Source organism: Streptomyces sp. NPDC051183, from assembly GCF_040682455.1.
Taxonomy (GTDB): Bacteria; Actinomycetota; Actinomycetes; order Streptomycetales; family Streptomycetaceae; genus Streptomyces.
Genome location: NZ_JBFBBA010000036.1, coordinates 60612 through 84797, shown reverse-complemented (window position 1 = coordinate 84797; position 24186 = coordinate 60612). Strand labels below are relative to the sequence as shown.

Annotated in this window: 22 protein-coding genes and 3 pseudogenes; 19 read left to right on the top strand and 6 right to left on the bottom strand. The window is 73.8% G+C overall.

Translation table 11 applies throughout. From position 1 onward, the window contains the following. Positions 1 to 121: 121 nt before the first annotated feature. The 7 genes and pseudogenes from AB0M99_RS28110 to AB0M99_RS28080 all read left to right on the top strand — a co-directional run bounded on the left by AB0M99_RS28110 (position 122) and on the right by AB0M99_RS28080 (position 7600). The gene (locus tag AB0M99_RS28110; RefSeq protein WP_365925182.1) at positions 122 to 514 is read left to right on the top strand and encodes a PPOX class F420-dependent oxidoreductase; all 393 of its coding nucleotides are present in this window, start codon (positions 122 to 124) and stop codon (positions 512 to 514) included. A gap of 90 nt (positions 515 to 604) precedes the next feature. Beyond that, positions 605 to 2167, top strand: a complete 1563-nt coding sequence (locus AB0M99_RS28105; protein ID WP_365925180.1) for a hypothetical protein — start codon at positions 605 to 607, stop codon at positions 2165 to 2167. Between the two features lie 172 nt (positions 2168 to 2339). After that, positions 2340 to 3182, top strand: coding sequence for a nitrilase-related carbon-nitrogen hydrolase (locus AB0M99_RS28100; RefSeq protein ID WP_365925178.1), 843 nt, complete (start codon positions 2340 to 2342; stop codon positions 3180 to 3182). Then, positions 3179 to 4474, top strand: coding sequence for an aspartate aminotransferase family protein (locus AB0M99_RS28095; protein WP_365925176.1), 1296 nt, complete (start codon positions 3179 to 3181; stop codon positions 4472 to 4474). Before AB0M99_RS28100 ends, AB0M99_RS28095 begins: the two co-directional genes overlap by 4 nt. A 17-nt stretch (positions 4475 to 4491) precedes the next feature. Continuing rightward, positions 4492 to 4976: pseudogene (locus tag AB0M99_RS28090) on the top strand (amidohydrolase family protein); the annotation flags it as partial. 194 nt (positions 4977 to 5170) lie between these two features. After that, complete coding sequence (hydA, locus tag AB0M99_RS28085; protein WP_365925174.1) at positions 5171 to 6559, top strand: dihydropyrimidinase; 1389 nt, start codon at positions 5171 to 5173, stop codon at positions 6557 to 6559. Between the two features lie 39 nt (positions 6560 to 6598). Then, positions 6599 to 7600 (top strand): TIGR03842 family LLM class F420-dependent oxidoreductase, encoded by a 1002-nt coding sequence (locus AB0M99_RS28080; RefSeq protein ID WP_365925172.1) that lies wholly within the window; start codon positions 6599 to 6601, stop codon positions 7598 to 7600. Positions 7601 to 7715: 115 nt separating this feature from the next. Here AB0M99_RS28080 and AB0M99_RS28075 read toward each other — a convergent pair whose 3' ends face one another. Further along, positions 7716 to 8057, bottom strand: a complete 342-nt coding sequence (locus AB0M99_RS28075; protein ID WP_365925170.1) for a SpoIIE family protein phosphatase — start codon at positions 8055 to 8057, stop codon at positions 7716 to 7718. Positions 8058 to 8154: 97 nt separating this feature from the next. Between AB0M99_RS28075 and AB0M99_RS28070 the strand changes: the two genes are divergently transcribed. The 4 genes from AB0M99_RS28070 to AB0M99_RS28055 are packed head-to-tail and all read left to right on the top strand — an operon-like array spanning position 8155 to position 10541. Further along, on the top strand, positions 8155 to 8697 hold the full coding sequence (locus AB0M99_RS28070) for a hypothetical protein (protein WP_365925168.1): 543 nt from the start codon (positions 8155 to 8157) through the stop codon (positions 8695 to 8697). A 1-nt stretch (position 8698) separates the two neighbouring features. Then, positions 8699 to 9283: a hypothetical protein gene (locus AB0M99_RS28065; protein ID WP_365925166.1), complete on the top strand. Its 585-nt coding sequence runs from the start codon at positions 8699 to 8701 to the stop codon at positions 9281 to 9283. Positions 9284 to 9298: 15 nt separating this feature from the next. Continuing rightward, positions 9299 to 10348, top strand: coding sequence for an NAD-dependent epimerase/dehydratase family protein (locus AB0M99_RS28060; protein ID WP_365925164.1), 1050 nt, complete (start codon positions 9299 to 9301; stop codon positions 10346 to 10348). A gap of 13 nt (positions 10349 to 10361) precedes the next feature. Beyond that, positions 10362 to 10541, top strand: coding sequence for a hypothetical protein (locus AB0M99_RS28055; protein ID WP_365925162.1), 180 nt, complete (start codon positions 10362 to 10364; stop codon positions 10539 to 10541). Positions 10542 to 10594: 53 nt separating this feature from the next. Here AB0M99_RS28055 and AB0M99_RS28050 read toward each other — a convergent pair whose 3' ends face one another. Together AB0M99_RS28050 and AB0M99_RS28045 are read right to left on the bottom strand one after the other, a co-directional pair. Next, complete coding sequence (locus AB0M99_RS28050) at positions 10595 to 10783, bottom strand: DUF6381 family protein (protein WP_365925160.1); 189 nt, start codon at positions 10781 to 10783, stop codon at positions 10595 to 10597. Positions 10784 to 10900: 117 nt separating this feature from the next. Beyond that, positions 10901 to 11026 (bottom strand): hypothetical protein, encoded by a 126-nt coding sequence (locus AB0M99_RS28045; protein ID WP_365925158.1) that lies wholly within the window; start codon positions 11024 to 11026, stop codon positions 10901 to 10903. Between the two features lie 194 nt (positions 11027 to 11220). Here AB0M99_RS28045 and AB0M99_RS28040 point away from each other — a divergent pair, with 194 nt between their 5' ends. From AB0M99_RS28040 to AB0M99_RS28020, 5 genes and pseudogenes are all read left to right on the top strand, one after another. Continuing rightward, complete coding sequence (locus AB0M99_RS28040; protein ID WP_365925157.1) at positions 11221 to 11754, top strand: type 1 glutamine amidotransferase domain-containing protein; 534 nt, start codon at positions 11221 to 11223, stop codon at positions 11752 to 11754. A 298-nt stretch (positions 11755 to 12052) separates the two neighbouring features. Beyond that, positions 12053 to 12511: pseudogene (locus AB0M99_RS28035) on the top strand (SRPBCC family protein); the annotation flags it as partial. A gap of 354 nt (positions 12512 to 12865) precedes the next feature. Further along, on the top strand, positions 12866 to 13189 hold the full coding sequence (locus AB0M99_RS28030; RefSeq protein ID WP_365925155.1) for an STAS domain-containing protein: 324 nt from the start codon (positions 12866 to 12868) through the stop codon (positions 13187 to 13189). A 103-nt stretch (positions 13190 to 13292) separates the two neighbouring features. Next, complete coding sequence (locus tag AB0M99_RS28025) at positions 13293 to 13472, top strand: hypothetical protein (protein WP_365925153.1); 180 nt, start codon at positions 13293 to 13295, stop codon at positions 13470 to 13472. Positions 13473 to 13499: 27 nt separating this feature from the next. Beyond that, positions 13500 to 14048, top strand: coding sequence for a hypothetical protein (locus AB0M99_RS28020; protein WP_365925151.1), 549 nt, complete (start codon positions 13500 to 13502; stop codon positions 14046 to 14048). Between the two features lie 42 nt (positions 14049 to 14090). Here the strand turns inward: AB0M99_RS28020 and AB0M99_RS28015 are convergent, their stop codons facing one another. Continuing rightward, positions 14091 to 15221 (bottom strand): alpha/beta hydrolase family protein, encoded by a 1131-nt coding sequence (locus AB0M99_RS28015; RefSeq protein WP_365925149.1) that lies wholly within the window; start codon positions 15219 to 15221, stop codon positions 14091 to 14093. A 204-nt stretch (positions 15222 to 15425) separates the two neighbouring features. Between AB0M99_RS28015 and AB0M99_RS28010 the strand changes: the two genes are divergently transcribed. The 3 genes from AB0M99_RS28010 to AB0M99_RS28000 all read left to right on the top strand — a co-directional run bounded on the left by AB0M99_RS28010 (position 15426) and on the right by AB0M99_RS28000 (position 20698). Continuing rightward, positions 15426 to 16250 (top strand): inositol monophosphatase family protein, encoded by an 825-nt coding sequence (locus AB0M99_RS28010; RefSeq protein WP_365925147.1) that lies wholly within the window; start codon positions 15426 to 15428, stop codon positions 16248 to 16250. A 136-nt stretch (positions 16251 to 16386) separates the two neighbouring features. After that, positions 16387 to 17802, top strand: a complete 1416-nt coding sequence (locus tag AB0M99_RS28005; protein WP_365925145.1) for an NAD(P)/FAD-dependent oxidoreductase — start codon at positions 16387 to 16389, stop codon at positions 17800 to 17802. A gap of 823 nt (positions 17803 to 18625) precedes the next feature. Continuing rightward, complete coding sequence (locus AB0M99_RS28000; RefSeq protein ID WP_365925143.1) at positions 18626 to 20698, top strand: SpoIIE family protein phosphatase; 2073 nt, start codon at positions 18626 to 18628, stop codon at positions 20696 to 20698. A gap of 58 nt (positions 20699 to 20756) precedes the next feature. Here AB0M99_RS28000 and AB0M99_RS27995 read toward each other — a convergent pair whose 3' ends face one another. Continuing rightward, positions 20757 to 23516: a SpoIIE family protein phosphatase gene (locus tag AB0M99_RS27995; RefSeq protein WP_365925141.1), complete on the bottom strand. Its 2760-nt coding sequence runs from the start codon at positions 23514 to 23516 to the stop codon at positions 20757 to 20759. Then, positions 23513 to 23965: pseudogene (locus AB0M99_RS27990) on the bottom strand (helix-turn-helix domain-containing protein); the annotation flags it as partial. The pseudogene AB0M99_RS27990 and the gene AB0M99_RS27995, both read right to left, overlap by 4 nt. Positions 23966 to 24186 lie beyond the last annotated feature (221 nt).

The following is a 24186-nucleotide window of genomic DNA, read 5'->3' as shown; positions in this document are numbered from 1 at the left end:
GCGGGTCGGTGGGTGGTGTGTCGGGTTGGGTCCACGGTGCGGCCCACTCCCGTGGGGGGTGTCTGGCGGATCTGGGCCGGGCCCGGCCCTGATCCGCCAGACACCCCCTAGGCTCGGCGCCATGACGGTTGAGGAGCTCGGCAAGGCGCGGTACGTCAGTCTCACCACCTTCCGCAAGGACGGCACGCCGGTGGCCACGCCGGTGTGGGCGGTGGCGGATGGCGGTGAGCTGTACGTGTGGACGCGCAGCGATTCCTGGAAGGTGAAGCGGATCCGCAACAACGGGCGGGTCACCGTCGCCCCCTGCGACGTACGCGGACGCCTGGCGGACGGGGCGCCGGTGGGGGAGGGCCAGGCACGGCTGCTCGACGAGGCGGGGCTGCTGCGGGTGCGTCGGCTCATGTCCCGCAAGTACACCTGGCAGTTCTGGGCGGTGGACGTGCCGGCCGCGGTGGCCCGGCGGGGCAAGCGGCCGCACACCGCGATCGGTGTCTCACTCGCCGTCAACCTTTGAGACTCCCGTAGCCCGCCCGTAACACGGGTGGGATGCAATGCGGGGATGGAGACGGCGACCTCGCTCGTGATCGGTCAACTCGCTGGATATATGCAGGGATTGACGCAGAGACTGGATCCCGGGACGGGCTGGTACGGGGAATTCCTGCGCCGGGACCCGGAAGGGATGCGGGCCTGCTTGGACGGCGCCGCGATGCCGCCGTGGGACGTGCTGGAGTCGCTGCTGGGCGACCTCGCGGCCGCGCGGGGTGCGGAGTTCGCGGAGCGGGAGGCGCGGCACGCGGCCCGGCTGCGGGCCGCCGCCGTCGCGGTGTGGGACCGGCTGCCGGGCGGGGTGGAGGAGCTGCGGACCCTGCTCGCTGCGGCCGCCGCGCAGCGGGCCGCCTCCGAGACGGCTCTGCGCGTGCTCTCCGTGCAGCTCGCCGAGGCGGTCGACCGGGCGCAGGTCGACGCGGTGGCCCGGGAGCTGGCCTGGACCCGGGACGACGCGCTGCGGGCGGCCGCCCGGCACCAGGACCTCTCGGCCCGCCTGGCCACGGTGCTCGCGCCGCCGCCCGGCACCGAACCCCTGCCCGCCGTCCCGCGACAGCGGCCCGCCGCAACCACCCCGGCGCCGCCGCTCCCCGCCCCCGCCGCTGCGCCGCCCGCGCCGGCGGGCCCGCGGTGGGGCGCGGCCCCTGCGGGCACGGACGCCTCGGCCCCGGCCGGGGGTGCGTGGGACCCGGCTGCGGCGCCCGTGGCCCCTGCTGCCGAGGGTGCGTGGGAGGCCGCCCCGGCGGGGGCTGGGGCCGGGGCTGCCCCGGGGGGTCCGGCCCGGCCTGAGGCGGGGCCGGGGGCGGCGGAGCCGGGCACGGGCGCCGCGCCGGTGGGCCGGGCCGAGGGGCGGTGGTTGCGCGGGGCGCGGCGGGGCGGCGGCGCCCGGTACGCGGGGGCCGCGGCCCCCGAGCCGCCGGCCGACCCGGTGCCGCCGGGGCACTCGGAACACGGCACGGCCCCGCGCGGGGCCCGCTTCGGCCGCCCCCGGGCGGAACCCGTGCCGCCGGGCCACCCGGAACACGCCGCCGCCCCGCGCGGGGCCGGGCACGCCCCGGCGGAGCCCGAACCCGACCCGGACCCGGCAGGACCGGCCCCCGACGCCGTCGGGGACCTCGTCGCCCGCCTGGTCGCGCTACGGGCCCAGGGCTGCAGCGGCGAGGCGCACGCGCTGCTCTGCGTGGCAGCCGCCTGGCCGGCGGGCCGACTGCCGGACCTCGCCGCGGAGTTGACACGCGCCGGGCTCGCGGCCGACTGGGCCACCTTGCTCTGGGAGGTGGCCTCCCTGCCGCCCGAGCACCTCGCCGCGGCCGCCGCCGTGCTCGGGGAGGCGGGCCGCGCGGCCGACTGCGACGCGCTGCTGCGCCAGGGCGCGGCCCGGCCCCCCGCGGAGATCGCCGAGGCCGCCCTCGCGCTCGGCGCGGCCGGCCGCACCCGGGAGGCCGACGCCCTGCTCGGCGCCTTCGTACGGCTGCGCACCGCCGAGGAGTCGGCCCGGCTCGCCCGCCGCGACCCGCAGTGGTTCGGGCCCCGCCTGCTCCGGGCCGCCGAAGCCCTCCCCGGCACGCACCACCGGGACCTGGTGCACGCCCTGCGGGTCGCGAAACCACCCTCCTCCTGACCGGAAGCGACCGCGTGCCGACCTGAAACGTCGGCACGTGCTCGTATCGTGATCGACTACTCCAACCGCGCAAGGCGCTCTTGCCCCACGCGGTGACGAGGCCTACGTTCTACTCCCTACGCACACCGTCTACGTGCGTAGAAGTCGGTGTTCCCGTCGCGAGGAGCAGCTCATGGCCCAAGTCGTCCGCGCCGCACTGGTCCAGGCCACCTGGACCGGAGACACCGAGTCGATGATCGCCAAACACGAGGAGCACGCCCGCCGGGCGGCCGCCCAGGGCGCGAAGGTCATCGGTTTCCAAGAGGTGTTCAACGCCCCCTACTTCTGCCAGGTCCAGGAGCCCGAGCACTACCGCTGGGCCGAGGCCGTCCCCGACGGCCCGACCGTCCGGCGGATGCAGGAACTCGCCCGCGAGACCGGCATGGTGATCGTCGTCCCGGTCTTCGAGCTGGAGTCCGAGGGCTTCTACTACAACACCGCGGCCGTCATCGACGCCGACGGCAGCTACCTGGGCAAGTACCGCAAGCACCACATCCCCCAGGTCAAAGGCTTCTGGGAGAAGTACTACTTCCGCCCGGGCAACCTCGGCTGGCCCGTCTTCGACACCGCCGTCGGCCGCATCGGCGTCTACATCTGCTACGACCGCCACTTCCCCGAGGGGTGGCGCGCACTGGGCCTCGCCGGAGCCCAGCTGGTCTACAACCCCTCCGCCACCTCCCGGGGCCTGTCCGCGTACCTGTGGCAGCTGGAACAGCCCGCCTCCGCCGTCGCCAACGAGTACTTCGTCGCCGCCATCAACCGGGTCGGCCAGGAGGAGTACGGGGACAACGACTTCTACGGCACCAGCTACTTCGTCGACCCGCGCGGCCAGTTCGTCGGGGAGGTCGCCAGCGACAAGGAGGAGGAACTCCTCGTCCGCGACCTCGACTTCGACCTGATCAAGCAGGTCCGCGACCAGTGGGCCTTCTACCGCGACCGCCGCCCCGACGCCTACGGAGGGCTCGTACAGCCGTGACCAACCCGACCCCCCTGCACAGCCGCCACCGCTCCGTCCTGCCCGACTGGCTCGCGCTCTACTACGCCCGCCCCATCGAGCTCACCCACGGCGAGGGCCGCCACGTCTGGGACGCCGACGGCAACCGCTACCTCGACTTCTTCGGCGGCATCCTCACCACGATGACCGCGCACGCGCTGCCCGAGGTCACCAAGGCCGTCGCCGAACAGGCCGGCCGGATCATCCACTCCTCGACCCTCTACCTCAACCGGCCGATGATCGAGCTGGCCGAGCGGGTCGCCGCGCTGTCCGGGATCCCCGATGCGCGGGTCTTCTTCACCACCTCCGGCACCGAGGCCAACGACACCGCCCTGCTGCTCGCGACGACGTACCGCCGCTCCAACCAGATCCTGGCGATGCGCAACAGCTACCACGGCCGGTCCTTCTCCACCGTCTCCATCACCGGCAACCGCGGCTGGTCCCCGACGAGCCTCTCGCCGCTCCAGACCTACTACGTCCACGGCGGGGTGCGCACCCGCGGGCCCTTCGCGGCACTGTCCGACGCCGAGTTCACCGCCGCGGCCGTCGCGGACCTGGAAGACGTCCTCGGCCAGGCCCGCGGCGGGGTCGCCGCACTGATCGCCGAGCCGATCCAGGGCGTCGGCGGCTTCACCTCGCCGCCGGACGGCCTGTACGGGGCGTTCCGTCAGGTGCTCGACCGGCACGGCATCCTCTGGATCAGCGACGAGGTGCAGACCGGCTGGGGGCGTACGGGCGACAACTTCTGGGGCTGGCAGGCGCACGCCCAGAACGGCCCGCCGGACATCCTCACCTTCGCCAAGGGCATCGGCAACGGCATGTCCATCGGCGGGGTCGTGGCCCGCGCCGAGGTGATGAACTGCCTGGACTCCAACTCCATCTCCACCTTCGGCGGTTCCCCGGTCACCATGGCGGCCGGCGTCGCGAACCTCGCGTACCTGCTGGAGCACGACCTCCAGGGCAACGCCCGCCGCGTCGGCGGGCTGCTGCTGGAGCGGCTGCGCGCCATCGCCGCCACGGTGCCCGCAGTGCGGGAGGTCCGCGGCCGGGGCCTGATGGCCGGACTGGAGCTGACCCGGCCCGGCACCGACCAGGCCGACCCGGACGCGGCGGCCGCCGTCCTGGAGGCCGCCCGCGCGGGCGGGCTGCTGCTCGGCAAGGGCGGCGGGCACAACACCAGCGTGCTGCGCATCGCGCCGCCGCTCTCCCTCACCGTCGCCGAGGCGGAAGAGGGCGCCGAGATCCTCGAACAGGCCCTGAGCGTCCTCAACTAGCCACGGGGGAGCCGAACATGAGCATCCGCACCCTGATCAGCGGCGGCCTCGTCATCACCGCCGCCGACGAACTGCACGCCGACGTCCTGATCGAGGACGGACGCGTGGCCGCCCTCGCCGCGCACGGCTCGGCCGCCGCCGAGGCCTGGACGGCCGACCGTACGATCGACGCGAGCGGGAAGTACGTCATCCCCGGCGGGGTCGACGCGCACACCCACATGGAGCTCCCCTTCGGCGGCACTTCCGCCTCGGACACCTTCGAGACCGGGACCCGGGCAGCCGCCTGGGGCGGCACCACCACCATCGTGGACTTCGCCGTACAGGGCGTCGGCCGCTCGCTGCGCGAGGGGCTCGACGCCTGGTACGCCAAGGCGGACGGCCAGTGCGCCATCGACTACGCCTTCCACATGATCCTCTCGGACGTCAACGAGCACACCCTGAAGGAGATGGACCTCCTCGTCGAGGAAGGCGTCAGCTCCTTCAAGAGTCTCATTGGCTCGCGTGACCAGGAATTTCCACGGCGGCTCGGCGACCTAGCGGGTGCGGGCGCCTCGTACTGAACGGCGCAAGGCTCGGCAGCGTCGGCTGCTGGCGTCCCAACGGCTTGTGCCATCGACCGGAACACCGCCCTTCTTGCGGTGTTCCGGTCGGCGCCCCTCTTGGTTCGGAATCGCAAGGCGAAGGGAATTCTCGGGCATGACTAGAACTCTCATTACCGGCGGCCTTGTCATCACGGCTTCCGACGAGTTGCATGCGGATGTTCTGATCGAGGACGGCCGTGTCGTGGCGATGGCCACAGCGGGCAGCCAGCAGTGGACCGCTGACCGGGTGATCGACGCCTCGCGGAAGTACGTGATCCCGGGCGGGGTCGATGCGCACACCCACATGGAGCTGCCGTTCGGCGGAACCTTCGCATCGGACACGTTCGAGACCGGTACCCGAGCCGCCGCCTGGGGCGGGACGACGACGATCGTCGACTTCGCGGTGCAGACACCCGGGCACTCCCTCCGAGAAGGCTTGGACACCTGGTACGCGAAGGCCGACGGTAAATGCGCGATCGACTACGCCTTCCACATGATCGTGTCCGACGTCAACGAGCACTCCCTGAAGGAAATGGATGGACTCGTCGAAGAAGGCGTAAGCTCGTTTAAATTGTTTATGGCATATCCAGGCGTATTTTATTCGGACGACGGCCAGATCCTGCGAGCCATGCAGCGGGCCTCCGGCAACGGCGGGCTGATCATGATGCACGCCGAGAACGGCATCGCGATCGACGTGCTCGTCGAACAGGCCCTGGCCCGTGGAGAGACGGACCCGCGCCACCACGGAGAGGTCCGCAAGGTCCTCCTCGAGGCCGAGGCGACCCACCGGGCCATCCAGCTCGCCCGCGTCGCCGGCGCCCCCCTGTACGTCGTCCACGTCTCGGCGGAGGAGGCCGTCGCTGAACTGGCTACGGCTCGTGACAAGGGTCTGCCGGTCTTCGGCGAGACCTGTCCGCAGTACCTGTTCCTCTCCACGGACAACTTGGCCGAGCCGGACTTCCAGGGGGCCAAGTACGTCTGCTCCACCCCGCTGCGGCCGCGCGAGCACCAGGCTGCGCTGTGGCGGGGGCTGCGGACGAACGACCTCCAGGTGGTGTCCACCGACCACTGCCCCTTCTGCTTCCGCGGGCAGAAGGAGCTGGGCCGGGGGGACTTCTCGAAGATCCCGAACGGGCTGCCGGGGGTGGAGAACCGCATGGACCTCCTCCACCAGGCCGTCCTGGACGGGCACATCAGCCGCCGCCGCTGGATCGAGATCGCCTGTGCGAGCCCGGCCCGGATGTTCGGCCTCTACCCGCAGAAGGGCACGATCGCGCCGGGTTCCGACGCCGACATCGTCCTCTACGATCCGCATGCCGAGCAGGTCATCTCCGCCGAGACGCACCACATGAACGTGGACTACTCGGCGTACGAGGGCAAGCGGATCACCGGACGCGTCGACACGGTCCTGTCCCGGGGCGAAGTGGTCATCGACCGGCGCGAGTACACAGGGCGAGCTGGCCACGGGGCCTTCGTCCACCGCTCCACCTGTCAGTACCTGTAAGTCACACGCACGCCCGCACGCAGCAGCAAGGAGCCATGCATGGACTTCGGCCTCGTCCTGCAAACCGACCCGCCGGCCTACCAGGTCGTCAGCCTTATGAAGCGCGCGGAGCGCAACGGCTTCCGCTACGGCTGGACCTTCGACTCCGCCGTGCTGTGGCAGGAGCCGTTCGTCATCTACAGCCAGATCCTCGCCAACACCCAGCGCATGCACGTGGGCCCCATGGTCACCAATCCGGGCACCCGCACCTGGGAGGTGACCGCCTCCACTTTCGCGACCCTGAACGACATGTACGGCAACCGCACGGTGTGCGGGATCGGCCGCGGGGACTCGGCGATGCGGGTCGCCGGACGGGCGCCGAACACCCTCGCCCGCCTCGGCGAGGCCATCGAGGTGATCCGCGACCTCGCCGAGGGCCGGGAAGCGCAGGTGGACGGCAACCCGATCCGCATCCCGTGGATCAAGGACGGGAAGCTGCCCGTCTGGATGGCGGCGTACGGGCCGAAGGCGCTGGCCCTGGCCGGGCAGAAGGCGGACGGCTTCATCCTCCAGCTCGCCGACCCCTACCTCACCGAGTGGATGATCAAGGCGGTACGGGACGCCGCCGCGCAGGCCGGCCGGGACCCCGGCTCGATCACCATCTGCGTGGCCGCCCCGGCGTACGTGGGCGAGGACCTGGCCCACGCCCGCGACCAGTGCCGGTGGTTCGGCGGGATGGTCGGCAACCACGTCGCCGACCTCGTCTCCCGCTACGGCGAGCACTCCGCCATGGTCCCGGACGAGCTCACCGAGTACGTCAAGGCCCGCCAGGGCTACGACTACAGCCACCACGGCCGCGCAGGGAACCCCTCCGCCGACTTCGTCCCCGACGAGATCGTCGACCGCTTCTGCCTGCTCGGCCCGGCCGAGGCCCACATCGAGAAGCTCCGGGCCCTGCGGGACCTGGGCGTGGACCAGTTCGCCGTTTACGACATGCACGACGCGAAGGAGGCCACGATCGACGCGTACGGCCGAGACGTCATCCCCGCGATCAACGGCTGACGCCACCGGCCCCGGCCGCTCGCGGGACCCGCACGGCGAGCAGGACGGTGTCGTCCTCCGGCTCGGAGGTCCCGGGGCTGCGCAGGAGGGACCGCAGCAGTGTCTCCAGGGGCAGTTACGGCGTGGCGGCGGCGAGCAGCCGACCGACGCGGTCGATGTGCGCCTCGATGTCCCCGTGCCGCTGCTCGACGAGCCCGTCGGTGTACAGCAGCAGCGTGCTGCCGGGAGCCATGGAGCGCCCATCACAGGTACGGGGCTCGGCCGGCAGGGCGGGGTGCAGGAGCACGTCGTGCCGGGCCAGGGTTTCGACGGCGCTGCCCGGGGTGGCCAGGAGCGGGGGAGGGTGACCGGCGTTGCTCCACCGCAGGCGCCAACGGCCGTCGGACGCGGGCGAGAGGTGGACGTGGACGATGGTGCCGCTCGCCGGGAGGAACAGCGGCTGTCCGAGCTCCGACACGCGCAGGCAGCCTCCCGGGGTTTGTGCCGGGCGGTCGCGGGCACGCGCCAACCGAACCAGTGAGCCGAAGCAACGGCCCCGGAGTTGGAGGCCCGCCATGTCAACGAGCACGCTCGTCGCGATCATCGTCCCGTCGGCGCTCGTACTGATCGCCCTCGTGGTCGGACTGTGGATGCTCTCCCGCCGACGGCACCTGCGCCGCCGGTTCGGTCCTGAGTACGACCGCACGGTCGAAGCGGAAGGCGGGCACATGGCCGCCGACCAAGAGCTGCGCGCACGGGAGCAGCGCCACGACTCCTTCGACATCAAGGAGTTGTCCCCCGAGAGCCGGGCCCGCTACGCCGGCGACTGGCGCGCTGTGCAAGAACGCTTCGTGGACCGGCCGGAAGGGGCGGTCGCCCAGGCCGACGAGCTGGTGTCCCGCCTGATGCGCGAACGCGGCTACCCGGCCGACAACTACGGCGGACGGGTACGCGACCTCTCCGTCGACCACGGCCGCACGCTGCAGCACTACCGGGCTGCCCACGACGTCAACGTGCGCACCGGCGACGGACAGGTCACGACGGAGGAGCTGCGCGGGGCCATGGTGCACTACCGGGCCCTGTTCGAGGAGCTCCTCGCCACTCAAGGAGGTCGATGACATGCAGGAGCGAGAGAACGACCAGGGCATCAGCCGGACCGGTGAGGGAGACGGGCTGACCACCGAGAGCCTGGCCCGCGGCGGCCGGCCCCGTGAGCCGGCCGTGTACCCGGGCGACGCCACCGCCGACTGGGACGACGCAGGGGACGGGCGGGAGGACGTGGGCGAGGACGCGCCGCAGGAGCGGAACGCAGAATCCGCCGACGGCACCCGCGAGGGCGACGACATTCGCGAGGGCGACGACACCGACATCGGCGAGGCCGCCCAGGACACCGCTCCCGCCCAGGACACCGCTCCCGCCCAGGACACCGCCTCCGACGAGGAACCGCTCATGGCCACCGGCGAGGCCGAAGAGCTGCGCCGCCGCTGGAGCGAGGTCCAGGGCCGGTTCGTGGACGATCCGCAGGCGGCCGTCAGCTCGGCCGACCAGCTCGTCGCCGAAGTGATGCAGACGCTCGCGGGAACGTTCTCCACCCGCAAGCAGGAACTGGAAGGACAGTGGAGCCAGGGCCATGCGGCCACCGAGGACCTGCGCCTCGCGCTCCAGCAGTACCGGTCGTTCTTCAACCGCCTGCTGGCCACCTAGCGGATCGGACGCGCCATGAACGCCCACCCCAACGGCTCGGGAGCGGTCGTCGTCACCGGAGCCACCGGCAATGCGGGCACGAGCGTGGTACGGGCCCTGGCCGCCGACCCAATGGTCACCGACGTGCTCGGCGTCGCCCGTCGGCTGCCGGACCTGCGCATCCCGGGCGTGCGCTGGGCCGCGGCCGACATCGACCCCGGCCAGGGCGGGCTGACCGAACTGTTCGAGGGCGCGCACGCCGTCGTCCACCTCGCCTGGAAGTTCCAGCCCACCCACGATCCCGTCGCCACCTGGCGGACCAACGTGCTGGGAAGCATCCGGGTCTTCGAGGCCTGCGCCCGGGCCGGGGTACGCGTGCTGGTGCACGCCTCGTCCGTGGGCGCGTACTCACCGGGTCCCGCCGACGGACGCCCCGTCGACGAGTCCTGGCCCACCCACGGCTGGCCGGGCGCCGCCTACACCCGCGAGAAGGCCTACCTGGAGCGCTACCTCGACGGCTTCCAGCTCGCCCACCCCGACATCCGGCTGGTGCGGATGCGGCCGGCGTTCCTCTTCAAGGAGGAGTCGGCGAGCGAACAGCGCCGGATCTTCGCCGGACCGCTCCTGCCCTGGCGCCTGATCCGCCCGGGCCTGCTGCCCGCGCTCCCCGCCGTGTCCGGCCTGCGCTTCCAGGCCCTGCACACCGACGACGCCGCCGAGGCCTACCGCGCAGCGGTCGTACGCCCGGTCCGCGGCCCCTTCAACCTGGTGGCCGACCCGGTGCTGGACACCGCCGCCATCGCCCGCCTCCTGCACACCCGTACGGTGCCGCTCCCCGCGGGCGCCGCCCGCGCCGCGCTCGCCGCGGCCTGGCGCATGCACCTCGTACCAGCGGCCCCGGGACTCCTCGACGCCGTCCTGCGCCTGCCCCTGCTCGACGCCGGGCGGGCCCGCGAGGAGCTGGGCTGGGTGCCGTCGGCCACCGCCACCGAGGCCGTCGCGGAGTTCCTCGAAGGCCTCCACCGCGGGGCCGGCGCCGACACCCCGCCCCTGGCCCCCGCGGCAGCGGGCGCAGCCGTCCACTGAAGGAGCAACCGCCATGAACGGTATGGAACACAAGCGCCAGGAGCCCGGCATCGGCCGCGAGGAGCAGGTGCAGGAGCACCCCGGCCCGGACCCGGTGCACCCCGAGGCCGGCAAGCCGGTGCCCGGCCGGACCCCCGAGGAGCTGAGGCGGAGGCAGGAGCGGGCCATGGCCCGCGAGCACGACGACACGTGATGAGAGCCGCGGCCGCCGGTCATCGGCGTACCGCGGCCCCTCGGTGTGCGGCCCTACATGGGGTCCATGGTCCCGCTGCCCGGGCCGTTCTGCTGCTCGCTCTTCTCACGGATGCGCATGGCCTTGTCCCTCAGCCGTTGCCGTTCCGCGGGATCCGTCGCGCGCTGGGCCGCCTGCTCCAGCTCCTCGGCCTTGTCGCGCATCTCCCGGGCTCGTTCGCTCGGCCCGCTGTTGTTGCTCATGACCGGTCCTCGGGTGGGGGAAGTGTGGTCCCCCCAAGCCAAACAGCACCGGGTCGCGCCCGCCACCCAGGCCGTCCGGCCGGGGCGAAGGGGGCGGCCGCCCCGGGAGCGGGGGCCTCAGCCGCCCCGGTCAGCCGGGGCCGGGCCTCGCGGCAGCTCGTCGTGCAGCAGCCTGCCGACGAGCGCGCCGCCGAACACGACCACGCCGATGGCGACGAGCCAGGACTGGATGACCCGAGCCACTGCGCGAAGCCCTGCCCGTTGGCGGCGTCCGCCGCCGAGACGACGATCAGACCGGCCGTCCCAAACCCGCGGTCCCGGACCCGCAGTCCCGAACCCTCCTGACATCCCTCCGTCCGCCCGGCATGGAGCCGGACGGACCGGGCAGGCGCGCGGAGCTCACCCGGCGTTTCCCGATACGAAGGGACGTGAGTGCGGTGCGCATCGCATTTCTGACCGCGGCCGCAGGGGTCGAGGAGATCGAGCTGACCAGGCCCTGGAAGGCGGTCCTCGGGGCCGGCTGGACCCCGCGGCTGGTCTCGACGAAACCGGGGGAGGTCCAGGCGATGCACCACCTGGACAAGGCCGGCACCTACCCGGTCGACCGGGTCCTGACCGGCCGTACGGACGAGAGCTTCGACGCCCTCGTCCTGCCCGGCGGAGTGGCGAATCCCGACGCGCTGCGGATGAGCGGGACCGCGGTCGACTTCACGCGCGGCTTCTTCGAGGCCGGCCGGCCGGTGGCGGCGATCTGCCATGCGCCCTGGCTGCTGGTGGAGGCCGATGTCGTCCGCGGGCGGACGCTGACCTCGTGGCCCAGCCTGGCCACCGACATCCGCAACGCGGGCGGCACCTGGGTGGACGAGCAGGTCCACGTCTGCCGGGCGGGCTCCGCCGCCCTGGTAACCAGCCGCAAGCCGGCCGACCTGGACGCGTTCTGCGCGGCGCTCTTGACCGTCTTCGGCGGCTGAAGCCGCGCCACGGGATACGGGCCACGGGGCGCTGCGGGGGTACGGGCCATCACGCGGCGGCCGCGGGCGGGGCCGAGGGTGATCCGGGCACGGCCGTCGGTCCAGCTCGTACGGACGTCCAGCACCCCGCCGAGGAGGCCGCCCTCCTGCGTTGCGACGCCGCCGGGCCCCACGGGGACCGAAGCGGCGTCTACCCACCGCGCGCCGTGCGATGCCGGTACCGATTGAAGCGGGGCAGGGCGGGCAGGCGCGGTCTGGCCGGCGAGCGGCCGGCCCGATCCCAGGGAGATGACACCCCGTGAGCATGGTGAAGGAAACGATCGACATCGACGTTCCTGTGGGCAGCGTCTACAACCAGTGGACCCAGTTCGAGGAATTCCCGCGCTTCATGGAAGGCGTGGAGGAGGTCCGCCAGATCGACGACAGTCACTGTCACTGGCGTACCGAGGTGGCGGGTGCCGCACGCGAATTCGACACGGAGATCGTGGACCAGCTGCCCGACGAGCGGATCTCGTGGCGCTCGGTGAGCGCTGACGTGTACCAGAAGGGGGTCGTGACGTTCCAGCGCCTGGACGACGCCCACACCCGGGTCAGCCTGGCCATGGACTTCGACCCTCAGGGCATGGCGGAGACGGCCGGGGACGCGCTGGGAGTGCTCGACCGGCGGGTCAAGGGAGACCTCAAGCGGTTCAAGGGCTTCATCGAGGAGCGCGGCCGGGAGAGCGGCGCCTGGCGCGGGCGGATCACCCCCGCGGACGCGGCGGGTTCCACCTCCGCCGGGGCGGGACTGCGGCGCGGCGCCGCACCGCCCGAGATGCCGAAGCCGGCCGGACGCACCCCCATGGGGACGACGGCCGAGGTGCCCCTCACCGGCCCGGACGACATGGGCCGGGCCTGACCGTCCCTTCACCGCCCCGGGCCCGCTGCACGTGCAGCGGACCCGGGGCGGGGCGGGTTCCGGGGACCCCGCTCCTGCGCCCTCGCGGGCCGGCACGCCGACCTCGTGATCGCCACCGAACCGAGATCACGACCCTCCTGCACCTGCTGGCCGGCCTGGCCCCGCGGCCCGGGACGAGCGCCGGGCCCCGGCCTCCCGGCCCGCCGGGGATTGGTGAAGGAGCACGGCAATGACGTCCCACTCCAGCCGCCGCCGCAGCCGCGCGGCGAGATCGACATGGCCGACGCCGACGGCCTGTGCAAGGACCTCACCACGGCGCTGGAGTCCAGCCGTAGCGGCCTCGACGTCGACCTGTCCGGCGTCACCTTCTGCGACAGCTCGGGCCTGCACGTCCTGCTGGACCTGAACGGCCTGGCCCTGAAGGCCGGGAAGTCCCTGGTGCTGACCGCCCTCAGCCGCCCCGTCGCCCGCCTGCTCGACCTCACCGGAACCCGGAGCAGGCTCACCGCCGGCGGTGAGCCCGGGACGGCGTCGTAGCCGCGGTTGCCGGACCCCCGCTGCTTGCCGGTACCGGGACCGGGCTGGCAGCCTGGCCCGGTACCGGCTCCGGAGCGGGGCCGGAGCGAACCGGGGGATCGCCATGAGTCTCAGAACCGCTGCCGTCACCGTCGCCGTTCTCGCCGCCGCCGTCACCGCGGGGGCCACGCCGTACGCCAACCACGCCCCGTCGGCCGGCACGGCGACCGTCGCCCAGGACGGCAACTTCGAGCACCTCGACCCGCAGCAGCAGTCCATTGTCGGGGACCTCGCCACGAACTAGTGCCTCGGGCACGCCTAGGGTGTGCGGGTGACCCGTTCCGACGCCGTACCGAAGACACGTTTCCTGGTCCTGCACGACTACGGCATGGGCAGCGTCTGGTGGTGGGTCCATGCCCGGTCCGAACAGGAGGTGCTGGAGACCTTCGCCGACGTGGAGGTCGTGCACACCGAGGCCACCCGCGCGAAGGCCGAGACGTGGGGTCTGGACGAGGCCGACGTCGACGGACCGACGGCACCGCCCGGCCTGGCCGAGGCCCGAGCCGAACGGGACGCCCAGCGCGGCATGCCCGGCTTCGGCGCCCTGGCCGGCCGGGACCTGTTGTACCTGAGCCGCCGGTGGGACGAGGACGACGACCCGGTGGTCTACCTGATGGAGGTCGGCCCCGATGGTCGTCGGCTCCGCCAGGTCGAGCTGACCGAGGACGGATCGGCCTACCGGAGCACTCCGGAGGACTGGCCCTTCAACCCGCCGTGGGTGGACCGCTACGCCCCCGCGTGGGTGCCGTTCGTGATCGGCCGAGACGAGTTCGAGGCCCAGTGGACCCGGGCCGTCCACGATCCGAGCCGCTGGGATTGAGGGTCCGCCCGGCACGGGCCCTCACCGCCCCGACGGGCCTAGCTAGTCCGTTTCCGGGCCCCAGCCGTTGGGGCAGGACTGCGGCTTCGTGCCGTAGACGTAGGCCACGAAGTCCTTGAGTTCCGGGACCCAGTAGGGCCACTTGTGCTCGCCCGCGCCCTGGCAGTAGCGGTGGGGCACCGCGCGGTCCTTCAGGTCCTGGTGCAGGGCGGCGGTGCCGGCGCCGATGTCGGTCTCACCGGTGCCGCCGGCCCCGCCCGCGTACAGCGCCATCTTCCCGCCGTACGAGGCGTACTTGCCGTCCAGAGCCAGGTTGACCGGGTTCTGGCCGGGCCAGGTGGCGGGCGGGCCGAAGACCGTGGCCATCCGGTACGGGGTGTCGCCCGTGACGCGGAACTTGCCGTCGAACAGCCCCGTCCAGAGGATCGAGGCCCCCACCGTCCAGGCGGAGTCGGCGATGACGGCCTGCGCGCCCGGGTGGTAGATGTCCGTCCCCGGGGAGAAGGCGCCGACGGCCGAGAACACCTGCGGGTACCGTCCCGCGTAGCGCAGGGCCCCGTACCCGCCCATGGACACGCCCGCGACGGCCCGCCCGGAAGCGGCCTTCACCGTGTTGAAGTTGGCGTCGATCCAAGGGACCAGCTGCCCCACGTGGAAGGTCTCCCACTGCGGGGCGAAGAAGCCGTCCGTGTGGCCGGGCCAGTCGCTGTACCAGCCCGCCTTGCCCGCCTCCGGCATCACGACGATGCCGTCGAAGGCCGAACCCGCAAGGGCGGCCGTGACATTGCCCTCGTCGGTCTTCGACCATTGCTCGACGTCACCCGTGCCGCCGTGGAGCAGGTACAGCACGCGGTACGGGCGGGCCGGGTCGCGCTGGTAATCCGCCGGCAGCAGGACCCGTACGCGCACCGGTACCTGCACCGGATCGATCGTCGGGGTCCCGCCGTGCGGGGCGAAGACCGCGGCGGTGGTGACCGAGGCGTCGCCCATGCGTCCGCCCTGGCCGGCGGCGACGGACCAGGACCGGAGGGTCAGCCCGGCGGCGTTGGGCGAGGGCAGCGAGGGCAGGGCGAAGGGGCCCGCGGCGCCCGCGGGACCGGCCGGCACGGAGAGGGCGAGCGCGGCGGTGGCGAGCAGCGACAGTACGCGGCGCAGGACGGCGGGACGGCGCACGAAGACTCCCGGAGGGGGTGTAAACCGGCGGGGCCACGCCGGTTTAACACGCCCGCCCCGCACCCACCAGGAGGTACGCACGCTTCCGCTCCGACGCCCCCGGACCCCCCCCGGGCGGCCGGTTCACCGGGAGTCCACCCGGTGTCCCACGGGTTGACGCGATCGACGGTGGGGTTTGTCAGCGGGCCGTGCTTTGCTGGAGGCATGATCGATGAATTCCTCGCCCGTGACCTGTCCGCCGTCGAAGAAGCCGTACGCAAGGCCGCGGCGGTCGAGATCATGCCGAGATTCCGCCAGCTCGCCGACCATGAGGTGGACGAGAAGAACGGCCCCCACGACCTGGTGACCGTCGCCGACCGCAAGGCGGAGGAGCACCTCACGGCCTCCCTCACGCGCCTGCTGCCCGGCTCGGCGGTGGTCGGCGAGGAGGCGGTGCATTCCGATCCGACCGTGTACGGGGCGCTGCGCGCCGACGCCCCGGTGTGGATCGTCGACCCGGTCGACGGCACCCGCCAGTTCGTGCACGGCGACCCCGGCTTCTGCACCCTGGTCGCGCTGGCCCACCGCGGGGAGCTCCTCGCCTCCTGGACCTTCGCCCCGGCGCTGGAGGAGATGGCGACCGCCGTGCGCGGGCAGGGCGCCTTCGTCAACGGCGAGCGCATATACAGCGGCGCGCCGGAGCCGGGCGCCGAACTGCGGGTCGCCACGGCCCACCCGTTCTACACGTCCGGGGAGGACAAGCGGGCCCTGGCACGGCTGGACGTGCCCGGGGTCGCCGCCAGGGCGTGCGGGTCGGCGGGCCTGGAGTACCTGAAGGTGGCCCGCGGAGAGATGGACGGTCTGGCCTTCACCTGGCCCTCGGCCTGGGACCACGCGGCGGGGCTGCTGCTGGTCGCCGAGGCGGGTGGCGCGCAGAGCACGGTCGCCGGTGTCCCCTTCCGGGTGGACCGGGACAACGTGCTGCCGTTCGCGGTGGGCCGCGACGAGGCCACGGCGGTACGGATCCGCGAGCTGCTGCGGGGGGCGTGAGCGGGCGCGGCGGGGCCGTGCCCGGGCCGGGCCTGTGCGGCGCGTAGGGGCCGTGCCCGAGCCGGGCGTGCGAGCCCGCGTGTAGACGGGCGGAATACCCTGGGGGTGGTGCCGCTGCCGGACGAAGGAGTCGCAAGTGCCGTCGATTCTCGATGCGGTCGTGGTGGGGGCGGGGCCCAACGGGCTGACGGCCGCCGTCGAACTGGCACGGCGCGGATTCTCCGTGGCCGTCTTCGAGGCCGCCGGCACCGTCGGCGGCGGAGCGCGGACCGAGGAGCTCACCCTCCCCGGCTTCCGGCACGACCCCTGCTCGGCCGTGCACCCGCTGGGCGTCGGCTCGCCCGTCTTCGCCACCATGCCGCTGAAGCGCTACGGGCTGGAGTGGCTGCACGCCCCGCTGCCCATGGCGCACCCCTTCGACGACGGCACGGCCGCCGTGCTCTCCCGGTCGGTCGCGGAGACGGCCGCGTCCTTCGGGCCGCGCGACGCGGGCGCGTACCGGCGGCTGGTCGAGCCGTTCCTCGGCAAATGGGACACCCTGGCCCGGGACTTCATGTCCCTGCCGTCGACGGCGCTGCCCCGGGACCCGCTCACCCTGGCCCGGTTCGGCCTCGCCGGGCTGCCGCCGTCCACCTGGCTGCTGCGCCGCTTCCGGGACGACCGCGCGCGCTCCCTCTTCGCGGGACTCGTCGCACACGTCATCGCCCCCCTGGGCGGCATCGCCACCGGCGCCGTCGGGCTGGTCTTCGCCCTCGCCGCGCACGCGGGCGGCTGGCCCATGCCGCGCGGCGGCTCGCAGTCGGTGTCCGACGCCCTCGCGGCGTACCTGCGGGACCTCGGCGGCGCCGTCCACACCGGCTTCGAGGTCAAGCGGCTCGATGACCTCCCGCCCGCGCGGGCATACGTGTTCGACACCTCGCCCGCCGCGCTGGCCCGCATCGCCCGGCTGGGACGCGCGTACGACGGCTACAAGTACGGCGCCTCCGTGTTCAAGATCGACTACGCGCTTTCCGGCCCCGTGCCCTGGACCGCCGAGGAGGCCCGCCGCGCGGGCACCGTCCAGATCGGCCCGACCACCCGGGACATCGACGCCGCCCTGCAACTCGCCTCCGGCGGCCGGGCTCCGCGCAACCCCTTCCTCATCACCGCGCAGCCCAGCCTCGTCGACCCCGGCCGCGCGCCCGAGGGCAAGCACGTGTTCTGGGCGTACGGCCACGTCCCCGCGCGCTGGGACGGCGACCTCACCGACGCCGTCGAGCGCCAACTGGAGCGCTTCGCACCCGGCTTCCGCGATCTGGTCCTGGCCCGCGCCACGGCCGGCCCGCCCGAACTCGCCGCCCGCAACCCCAACTACGTCGGCGGCGACATCGCCTGCGGCGCGGCCTCGGGACTCCAACTCCTGCTGCGCCCGAAGCTCTCCCTCTCCCCGTACACGACTGCCCACCCGGCCGTCTTCCTGTGCTCCTCCGCCACCCCGCCGGGCCCGGGCGTCCACGGCATGTCGGGCCACAACGCGGCCAAGGCCGTCTGGCGCCACCTGCGGCACGCGTAGCCGGCACCCCGGCACGCCAACGGCAGTCGGGCCGCAGCCCGGGTACCGGGCCGGGGCCGGGGCCGGACCCCGGAGCCGATGGCCGAGGCCGGGCTCGGCGGCAACCGGCTGAGCGGAGCCCCGCTCGTCACCGGCGGCGCCACCGACGACCGCCCGGCCGCCCGGTCCGGTGACGCCGCGGACGACGATCGAGGAACCGCTGGGACCGGACTGCCGCGTCATCGCCGACGGCGGTGCCGAGCGGGTCGACCGGTCGGTCCGGGCCCCCATCCCGGCCGCCCGGCCATGGGTACGGGACTCATCGCCCGGCCCGCCCTCCAGCCGCGGGAACGCCCCTGGCCCGCGTGGTCCAGGTGGCGATGAGCGGGCCGGCCCCTTGCTCCGGCTGCTGTGCCGCAGCCTGCGGCGTCCCGGGCCCCTGGACGCCCTCGCGGCCCGCCCGTCGCGCTCCGTCTGCTGCGAGCACCCCGCCGGGAGGGGTCGGTGACCGGGAGCGCACCCTCGTCATCGCCGCGGCCGTGCTCTCCGTCGGGTCGAACCGCTGGGGGCGGGCGACGGCCGCCGTCGCGTCCCGGGCCCCCGTACGCCCGCCCGTCGCGCTCCGGCTGCTGCGAGCCGCACCGCCCCGGCGGTGCGGCGTCCCCCGGTGGCTGGGCGCCGCGCCCGGCGGCTGGTGGGGAGCCCCGGTCCGCTGCACCGTCCCCTTCCGGGGCACGTGCCGCGGCGGCCGTAGCGGCGGCCGCCACCCGACGCAGCGCCCCGATCCGAGCCCTCGGATAGGGTGAATCGGTAGGAATCAGCCCCCCGGGGTGAGGTCGGTGCATTGGACACTTACCAGGAGACGAGCGAGGTGCCGGATCAGCCGACGGCGGCTGTCGGGTACGCGGGCGTGCTCCGCGAGCTGCTGCCGATCGCCCTGTGGCGGGAGGACGCCGACGGGCGCGTCGTCGAGTGGTCGCTGGCCGCCCAGGACCTGCTCGGCCACCGCCCCGACGACATCCTGGGCCGCCCCGGCAGCTCCGTGCTCGTCCCCGACGCCAACCGGGAGCTCGCCGACGACCTGACGCGCCGCGTCCAGGCCGGCGAAACCGTCGTCGGCACCCTGCCCGTCCGGCACCGCGACGGCCACACGGTCCCGATGGAGATGTGGATCGTCCCCGCCGCGGACCCCCAGGGGCGCACGGGGGCCATGCTCATCGCCGTGGAGACCTCCGAGGTCCTGCGCATGCGGGACTCCCTCGCCGCCCTCCAGAGCCTCTTCACCCAGTCGCCCATCGGCCTCGGCACCCTCGGCACCGACCTGCGCTTCCTGCGCGTCAACGACGCACTGGCCCGGATGAACGGCGTCCCCGCCGCCGAGCACGTCGGCAAACGGCTCACCGAGGTCGTGCCCGGGGTCAACGCCGACGCGCTGGAGCTGCTGATGCAGCAGGTCCTGGACCGGGGCACCGCCGTCGTCGACGTCCGCCGCACCGGGCGGACCGCCGCCGATCCGGAGACCGACCGGACGTGGTCCTGCTCGTACGCCCCGCTGCTCGACGGCTCCGGCCGCCCGCTCGGCCTGATCGCCTCCCTCATCGACATCACCGACGGGCAGCGCGCCCAGGCCGAGGCCGAGCGGGCCCGGCACCGCTTCGCCCTGCTCGCCGAGGCCGGCACCCGGATCGGTACGACGCTGGACCTGCACCAGACCGCGCAGGAGATCGTGGAGGTGCTGGTACCGCAGCTCGCGGACTCGGCCGACGTACAGATGCTCGCGGCGGTGCTGGAGCCCGACGACGCCGGAGCCTCCACGCGCGGGGTCCTGCGGCGCCTCGCCGCGGTCTTCCCGGACCCGGCGGCGCCCACGGCCAGACTGGTCGCGGGACAGACCTTCCAGATCCCCGAGGGCACCGTCTACGAGCGCGTCATCGCCGAGGGACGGCCGATGAACCTCTACCTGTCCGACATTCCGGCGCTGATCAGGGAGCCGGGGCCGAGCGCCGAGGCGCTGCGCACCTACCTGGCCACCCTCGGCTCGGCCCGCCTGATCCCGCTGGTCGCGCGCGGCCGGGTGCTCGGCGCGGTCGCGGTGACCCGGATGAAGGGGCGCGAGCCCTTCGACGAGCAGGACTGCGTCCTCGTGGACGAACTGGTCGCCCGGGCGGCGCTCAACATCGACAACGCCCGCATGTACACCACCCAGCGCGCGGCGGCGCTGACCCTCCAGCGCAGCCTCACCAACAGCGACCTGCCCGAGGTCACCGGACTGGAGCTGACCGGCCGCTACCTGCCCGCCAGCGACCACGACGTCGGCGGCGACTGGTTCGACGTGATCCAGCTGCCGGGCGGCCGGACCGGCCTGGTCATCGGCGACGTGATGGGCCACGGGATCCACGCGGCCGCCGTGATGGGGCAGCTGCGCACGGCCGTACGGACCCTGGCGCGGCACGACGTGCCACCGGCGCGGATGCTCCGCTCCCTGGACGCCGTCGTGGCCGACCTCGGCGAGGACGAGATGGCGACCTGCGTCTACGCCGTTCACGACCCGGCGACGGGCAACTGCGTGATCGCCCGCGCCGGGCACCCGCCGCCGGCCGTCGTGGCCTCGGACGGGAGCATCACCTTCCTCGACGGGCCGGCCGGCACTCCGCTGGGCACCGGCGGGCACGATTTCCGCACCGAGGTGGTGCGGCTGCCCCCGGGGAGCCTGCTCGTGCTGTACACCGACGGCCTGATCGAGGCCCGCGACCGCGACCTGGACCAGGGAATGGCCGAACTCGCGGCGGCGCTGCGGGCGGCCGGGCAGCCCCTGGAGGAGCTGTGCGACGGGATCCTGGCGAGGCTGCTGCCGGGGGATCCGCAGGACGACGTGGCCGTACTGCTGGCCCGTACGGTGGCACCGCCGGTCCCGTAGACCCGGCAGACCCCGTGGACCCGCGCGTACGGACGCCCGGGCGCGGCCCGGGCCCGCCTCACCAGGCCAGGTCCTCCAGCGCGTCCAGGTCCGGTACGGCCGACTCGAACGGCTCCGCCCCCCCGGTCAGCGGCAGCTCCGCCCAGATCACCTTGCCCCGCTCGGTGTAGCGCGTGCCCCACCGCTCGGCGTACTGCGCGACGAGGAACAGACCGCGCCCGCCCTCGTCGGTGGTGGCCGCGTACCGCAGGTGCGGGGAGGTGCTGCTGCCGTCGGAGACCTCGCAGATGAGGGTGCGGTCGCGCAGCAGCCGGACCCGGACGGGGGCGGAGCCGTACCGGATGGCGTTGGTGATCAGCTCGCTGAGGATGAGCTCGGCGGTGAAGGAGATGTCTTCCAGACCCCAGTCGGCCAGCTGCGCCGAACCGGCGTTGCGCACCCGGGAGACTGCCGCCGGATCGGCGGGCACGTCCCACTCCGCGATGTGGCCCGGGTCGAGGCGGCGGGTGTCGGCGATGAGCAGCGCGATGTCGTCGCTCGGCGAGGGGAAGAGCAGCGCGGCCAGGATGTCCGAGCAGGCCTGGTCCGGGCTGCGGCCGGGCCGGGAAAGGGTGTCGCTCAGCATCCCGAGACCGGTGTCGAAGTCCCGGTCGCGGTCCTCCAGCAGGCCGTCGGTGAACAGTACGAGCCGGCTCGCCTCCGGCAGGTGCAGCTCGGTGGTCTCGAAGGGCATCCCGCCGACGCCCAGCGGCAGCCCCACCGGCAGCTCCGGGTACTCCACGCGCCCGTCGGGGCCGACCAGCGCGGGCCCGGGGTGGCCGGCGCTGGCCATGGTGCAGCGCCCCGAGGTGGGGTCGTAGACCGCGTACAGGCAGGTGGCGCCGGTGACGCCGGCGGACTCCCCGGCCCCGGCCCCGCCCTCCTCGGCGTCCGGGTCGGCACCGGACTCGTCCTGGTCGATCCGGTCGATCAGCTCGTCCAGGTGCCCCAGCAGCTCGTCGGGCGGCAGGTCCAGGGTGGAGAAGTTGTGCACGGCGGTCCGCAGCCGGCCCATCGTGGCCGCCGCGTGCACGCCGTGGCCGACGACGTCGCCCACGACCAGGGCGACGCGCGCACCCGGCAGCGGGATCACGTCGAACCAGTCGCCGCCCACCCCGGCCTTCGCGGGCAGGTAGCGGAAGGCGACGTCCACGGCGCTCAGGTCGGGCAGCACCCGGGGCAGCAGGCTGCGCTGGAGGGTCACGGCCATCGCGTGCTCGCGGGTGAAGCGGCGGGCGTTGTCGATGGAGACGGCCGCCCGCGCCGCCAGCTCCTCGGCGAAGGACAGGTCCTCCTCGTCGAAGGCCTCCGGGGTGTCGGCCCGCCAGAAGTTCGCCATGCCGAGGACCACACCGCGCGCCTGGAGCGGTACGGAGATCAGCGAGTGCAGTCCGTACTCCAGGGCCACCCGGGTCCCCTCGTGGTCCTGGGCCCGCCAGCCGAACGCGGCGTTCAGATCCGCCGCCAGCACCGCCCGCCCGGCATCCAGGGCGGCCGCCATCGGCGCCGTCGGCACGATGAACCGGATGGTGTCGCCCACCGGCTGCAGCGGGGTGTCCGCGCGGATCCCGCTCAGGGCGGCCCGGCGCATCTCGGTGTAAGCGCCGGACACGAGGGAGGGCTCCTCGCCGCGCAGCACCGGCTCCAGCAGCTCGACGGTGACGAAGTCGGCGAAGCGCGGGACCGCGACCTCCGACAGCTCCTCGGCGGTGCGCACCACGTCCAGCGTGGTGCCGATCCGCACGCCCGCGTCGTAGAGCAGCTGGAGCCGGCCGCGGGCGACCTCGGCCCGGCCGGAGAGCGCGGCGAGCTCGGTGGAGTCGCGCAGGGTCATGACGGTGCCGGAGGGGCTCCCGGCGTAGGGCTTGGTCGGCCGTACGTTGACGGCGAGCAGCCGGTCTCCCGCCAGGTGGACCTCGTCCGTCGCGACCCGGCCGGAGGAGAGCAGGGCGGCGGTGCGCGGGTCGAGGCCCAGGTCGCCGACGTGCCGCTGCTCGGCGTCGGGCGGCAGGTCCAGGAGGCGGCGGGCCTCGTCGTTGGCGAGGACGAGCCGGCCGTCGGAGCCGATGATGAGCACGCCCTCGCGGACGGCGTGCAGAACGGCCTCGTGGTGCTCGTTCATCCGGGTCATCTCGGCCTCGCCGAGACCGCGGGTCTGGCGCCGCAGCCGCCGGCTGACGAGGGCGGCGCCGCCGGTGCCGAGCAGCAGGGCTCCGAGTCCCGCGCCGATGAGGAGCGGGAGCTGTCCCTCGACCACGTCGCCGACGTTGGCGACGTCTATGCCGGTGGAGACCAGTCCGACCACGGCGCCCGTGGAGTCCCGTACGGGCACGACGGCGCGGACCACGTCGCTCGGCTGCCCCCTGAAGGTCTCGGTGAAGGACTGCCCGGCCCGGGCGCGCGAAAGGTCGCCTGTGGCGCGCTTGCCGATCAGCTCGGGGCGGGGGTCGGTGTACCGGACCCCGTCGGGGCTCAGGACGGCGATGAAGTCCACCCCGGAGGCCCGGCGTGCGCCCTCGGCCAGGGGCTGGAGCTCGGCGCCGGGGTCCCGGGCCGCCAGCGCGGCCGGGAGGCCGGGCGCGTGGGCGAAGGCTTCGGCGGCCGCGAGCGAGCGGTGGCGGGCGTCGCGCTCGCTGTCGTACCGGGCCTGGAACACCAGCGCCACGACGGCCGCGGTGATCAGCAGCAGCACGATCACGGCCTGGAGGGCGAAGACCTGACCGGCGACACTGCGGGCACCCAGGGGCGTGCCCCTGGGTCGGCCAAAGCGTCCGGTCATGAGCCATTTCTAACACTGTCGTCCCGGTTCCGGGGGGCGGCGGCCGCGCGGTGGGCGCGCGGGCTGATCCCGACGTACGAGGTGAAGTGCTGGCGGAAGGTGACCTCGCCGGCGAATCCGGTGCGCCGGGCCACCTCGGGGACGGGGTGGTCGGTGCGCTCCAGCAGTTTGCGGGCCTCGTCGAGGCGGTGGCCGAGGAGCCATTTGTGCCGGGTGGTGCCGGTGGCGGCGACGAAGTGCCGGGCGAAGGTGCGCGGCGACATGCCGGCCCAGCGGGCCGGGGTGGCCACGTCCGGCGGCTCGTGCAGCCGGCGCAGGGCCCGCTCCCGTACGGCGGCCGGCGCCTCCGCCGTCCGGTCGGCGGCGGGTGTCGGGCGGTCCGGGTACTGGGCGTGGTCGCCGGTGCGGAAGGGGCCCGTCACCATGGAGCGGGCGATGGCCGCGCGAGCCGGTCGGTCCGCGGCCGGGGGCCAGGGGCAGGCCGCCGGACGGCGGGACGGGGCCGGGGCCCGGGGCCCACCGGCGCAGCTCGCCGCTGGGCAGGGAGCCGTGACAGAGACCGGGATCAGGCCCGGGTTCGAGATCGCTGCCAACAGCGCCCTGCTGGCCATCGACGTCCGGAAGGGCTTCGACGGCGCCTCGTCCTGGGGGCCGCGCGACAACCCGGCCG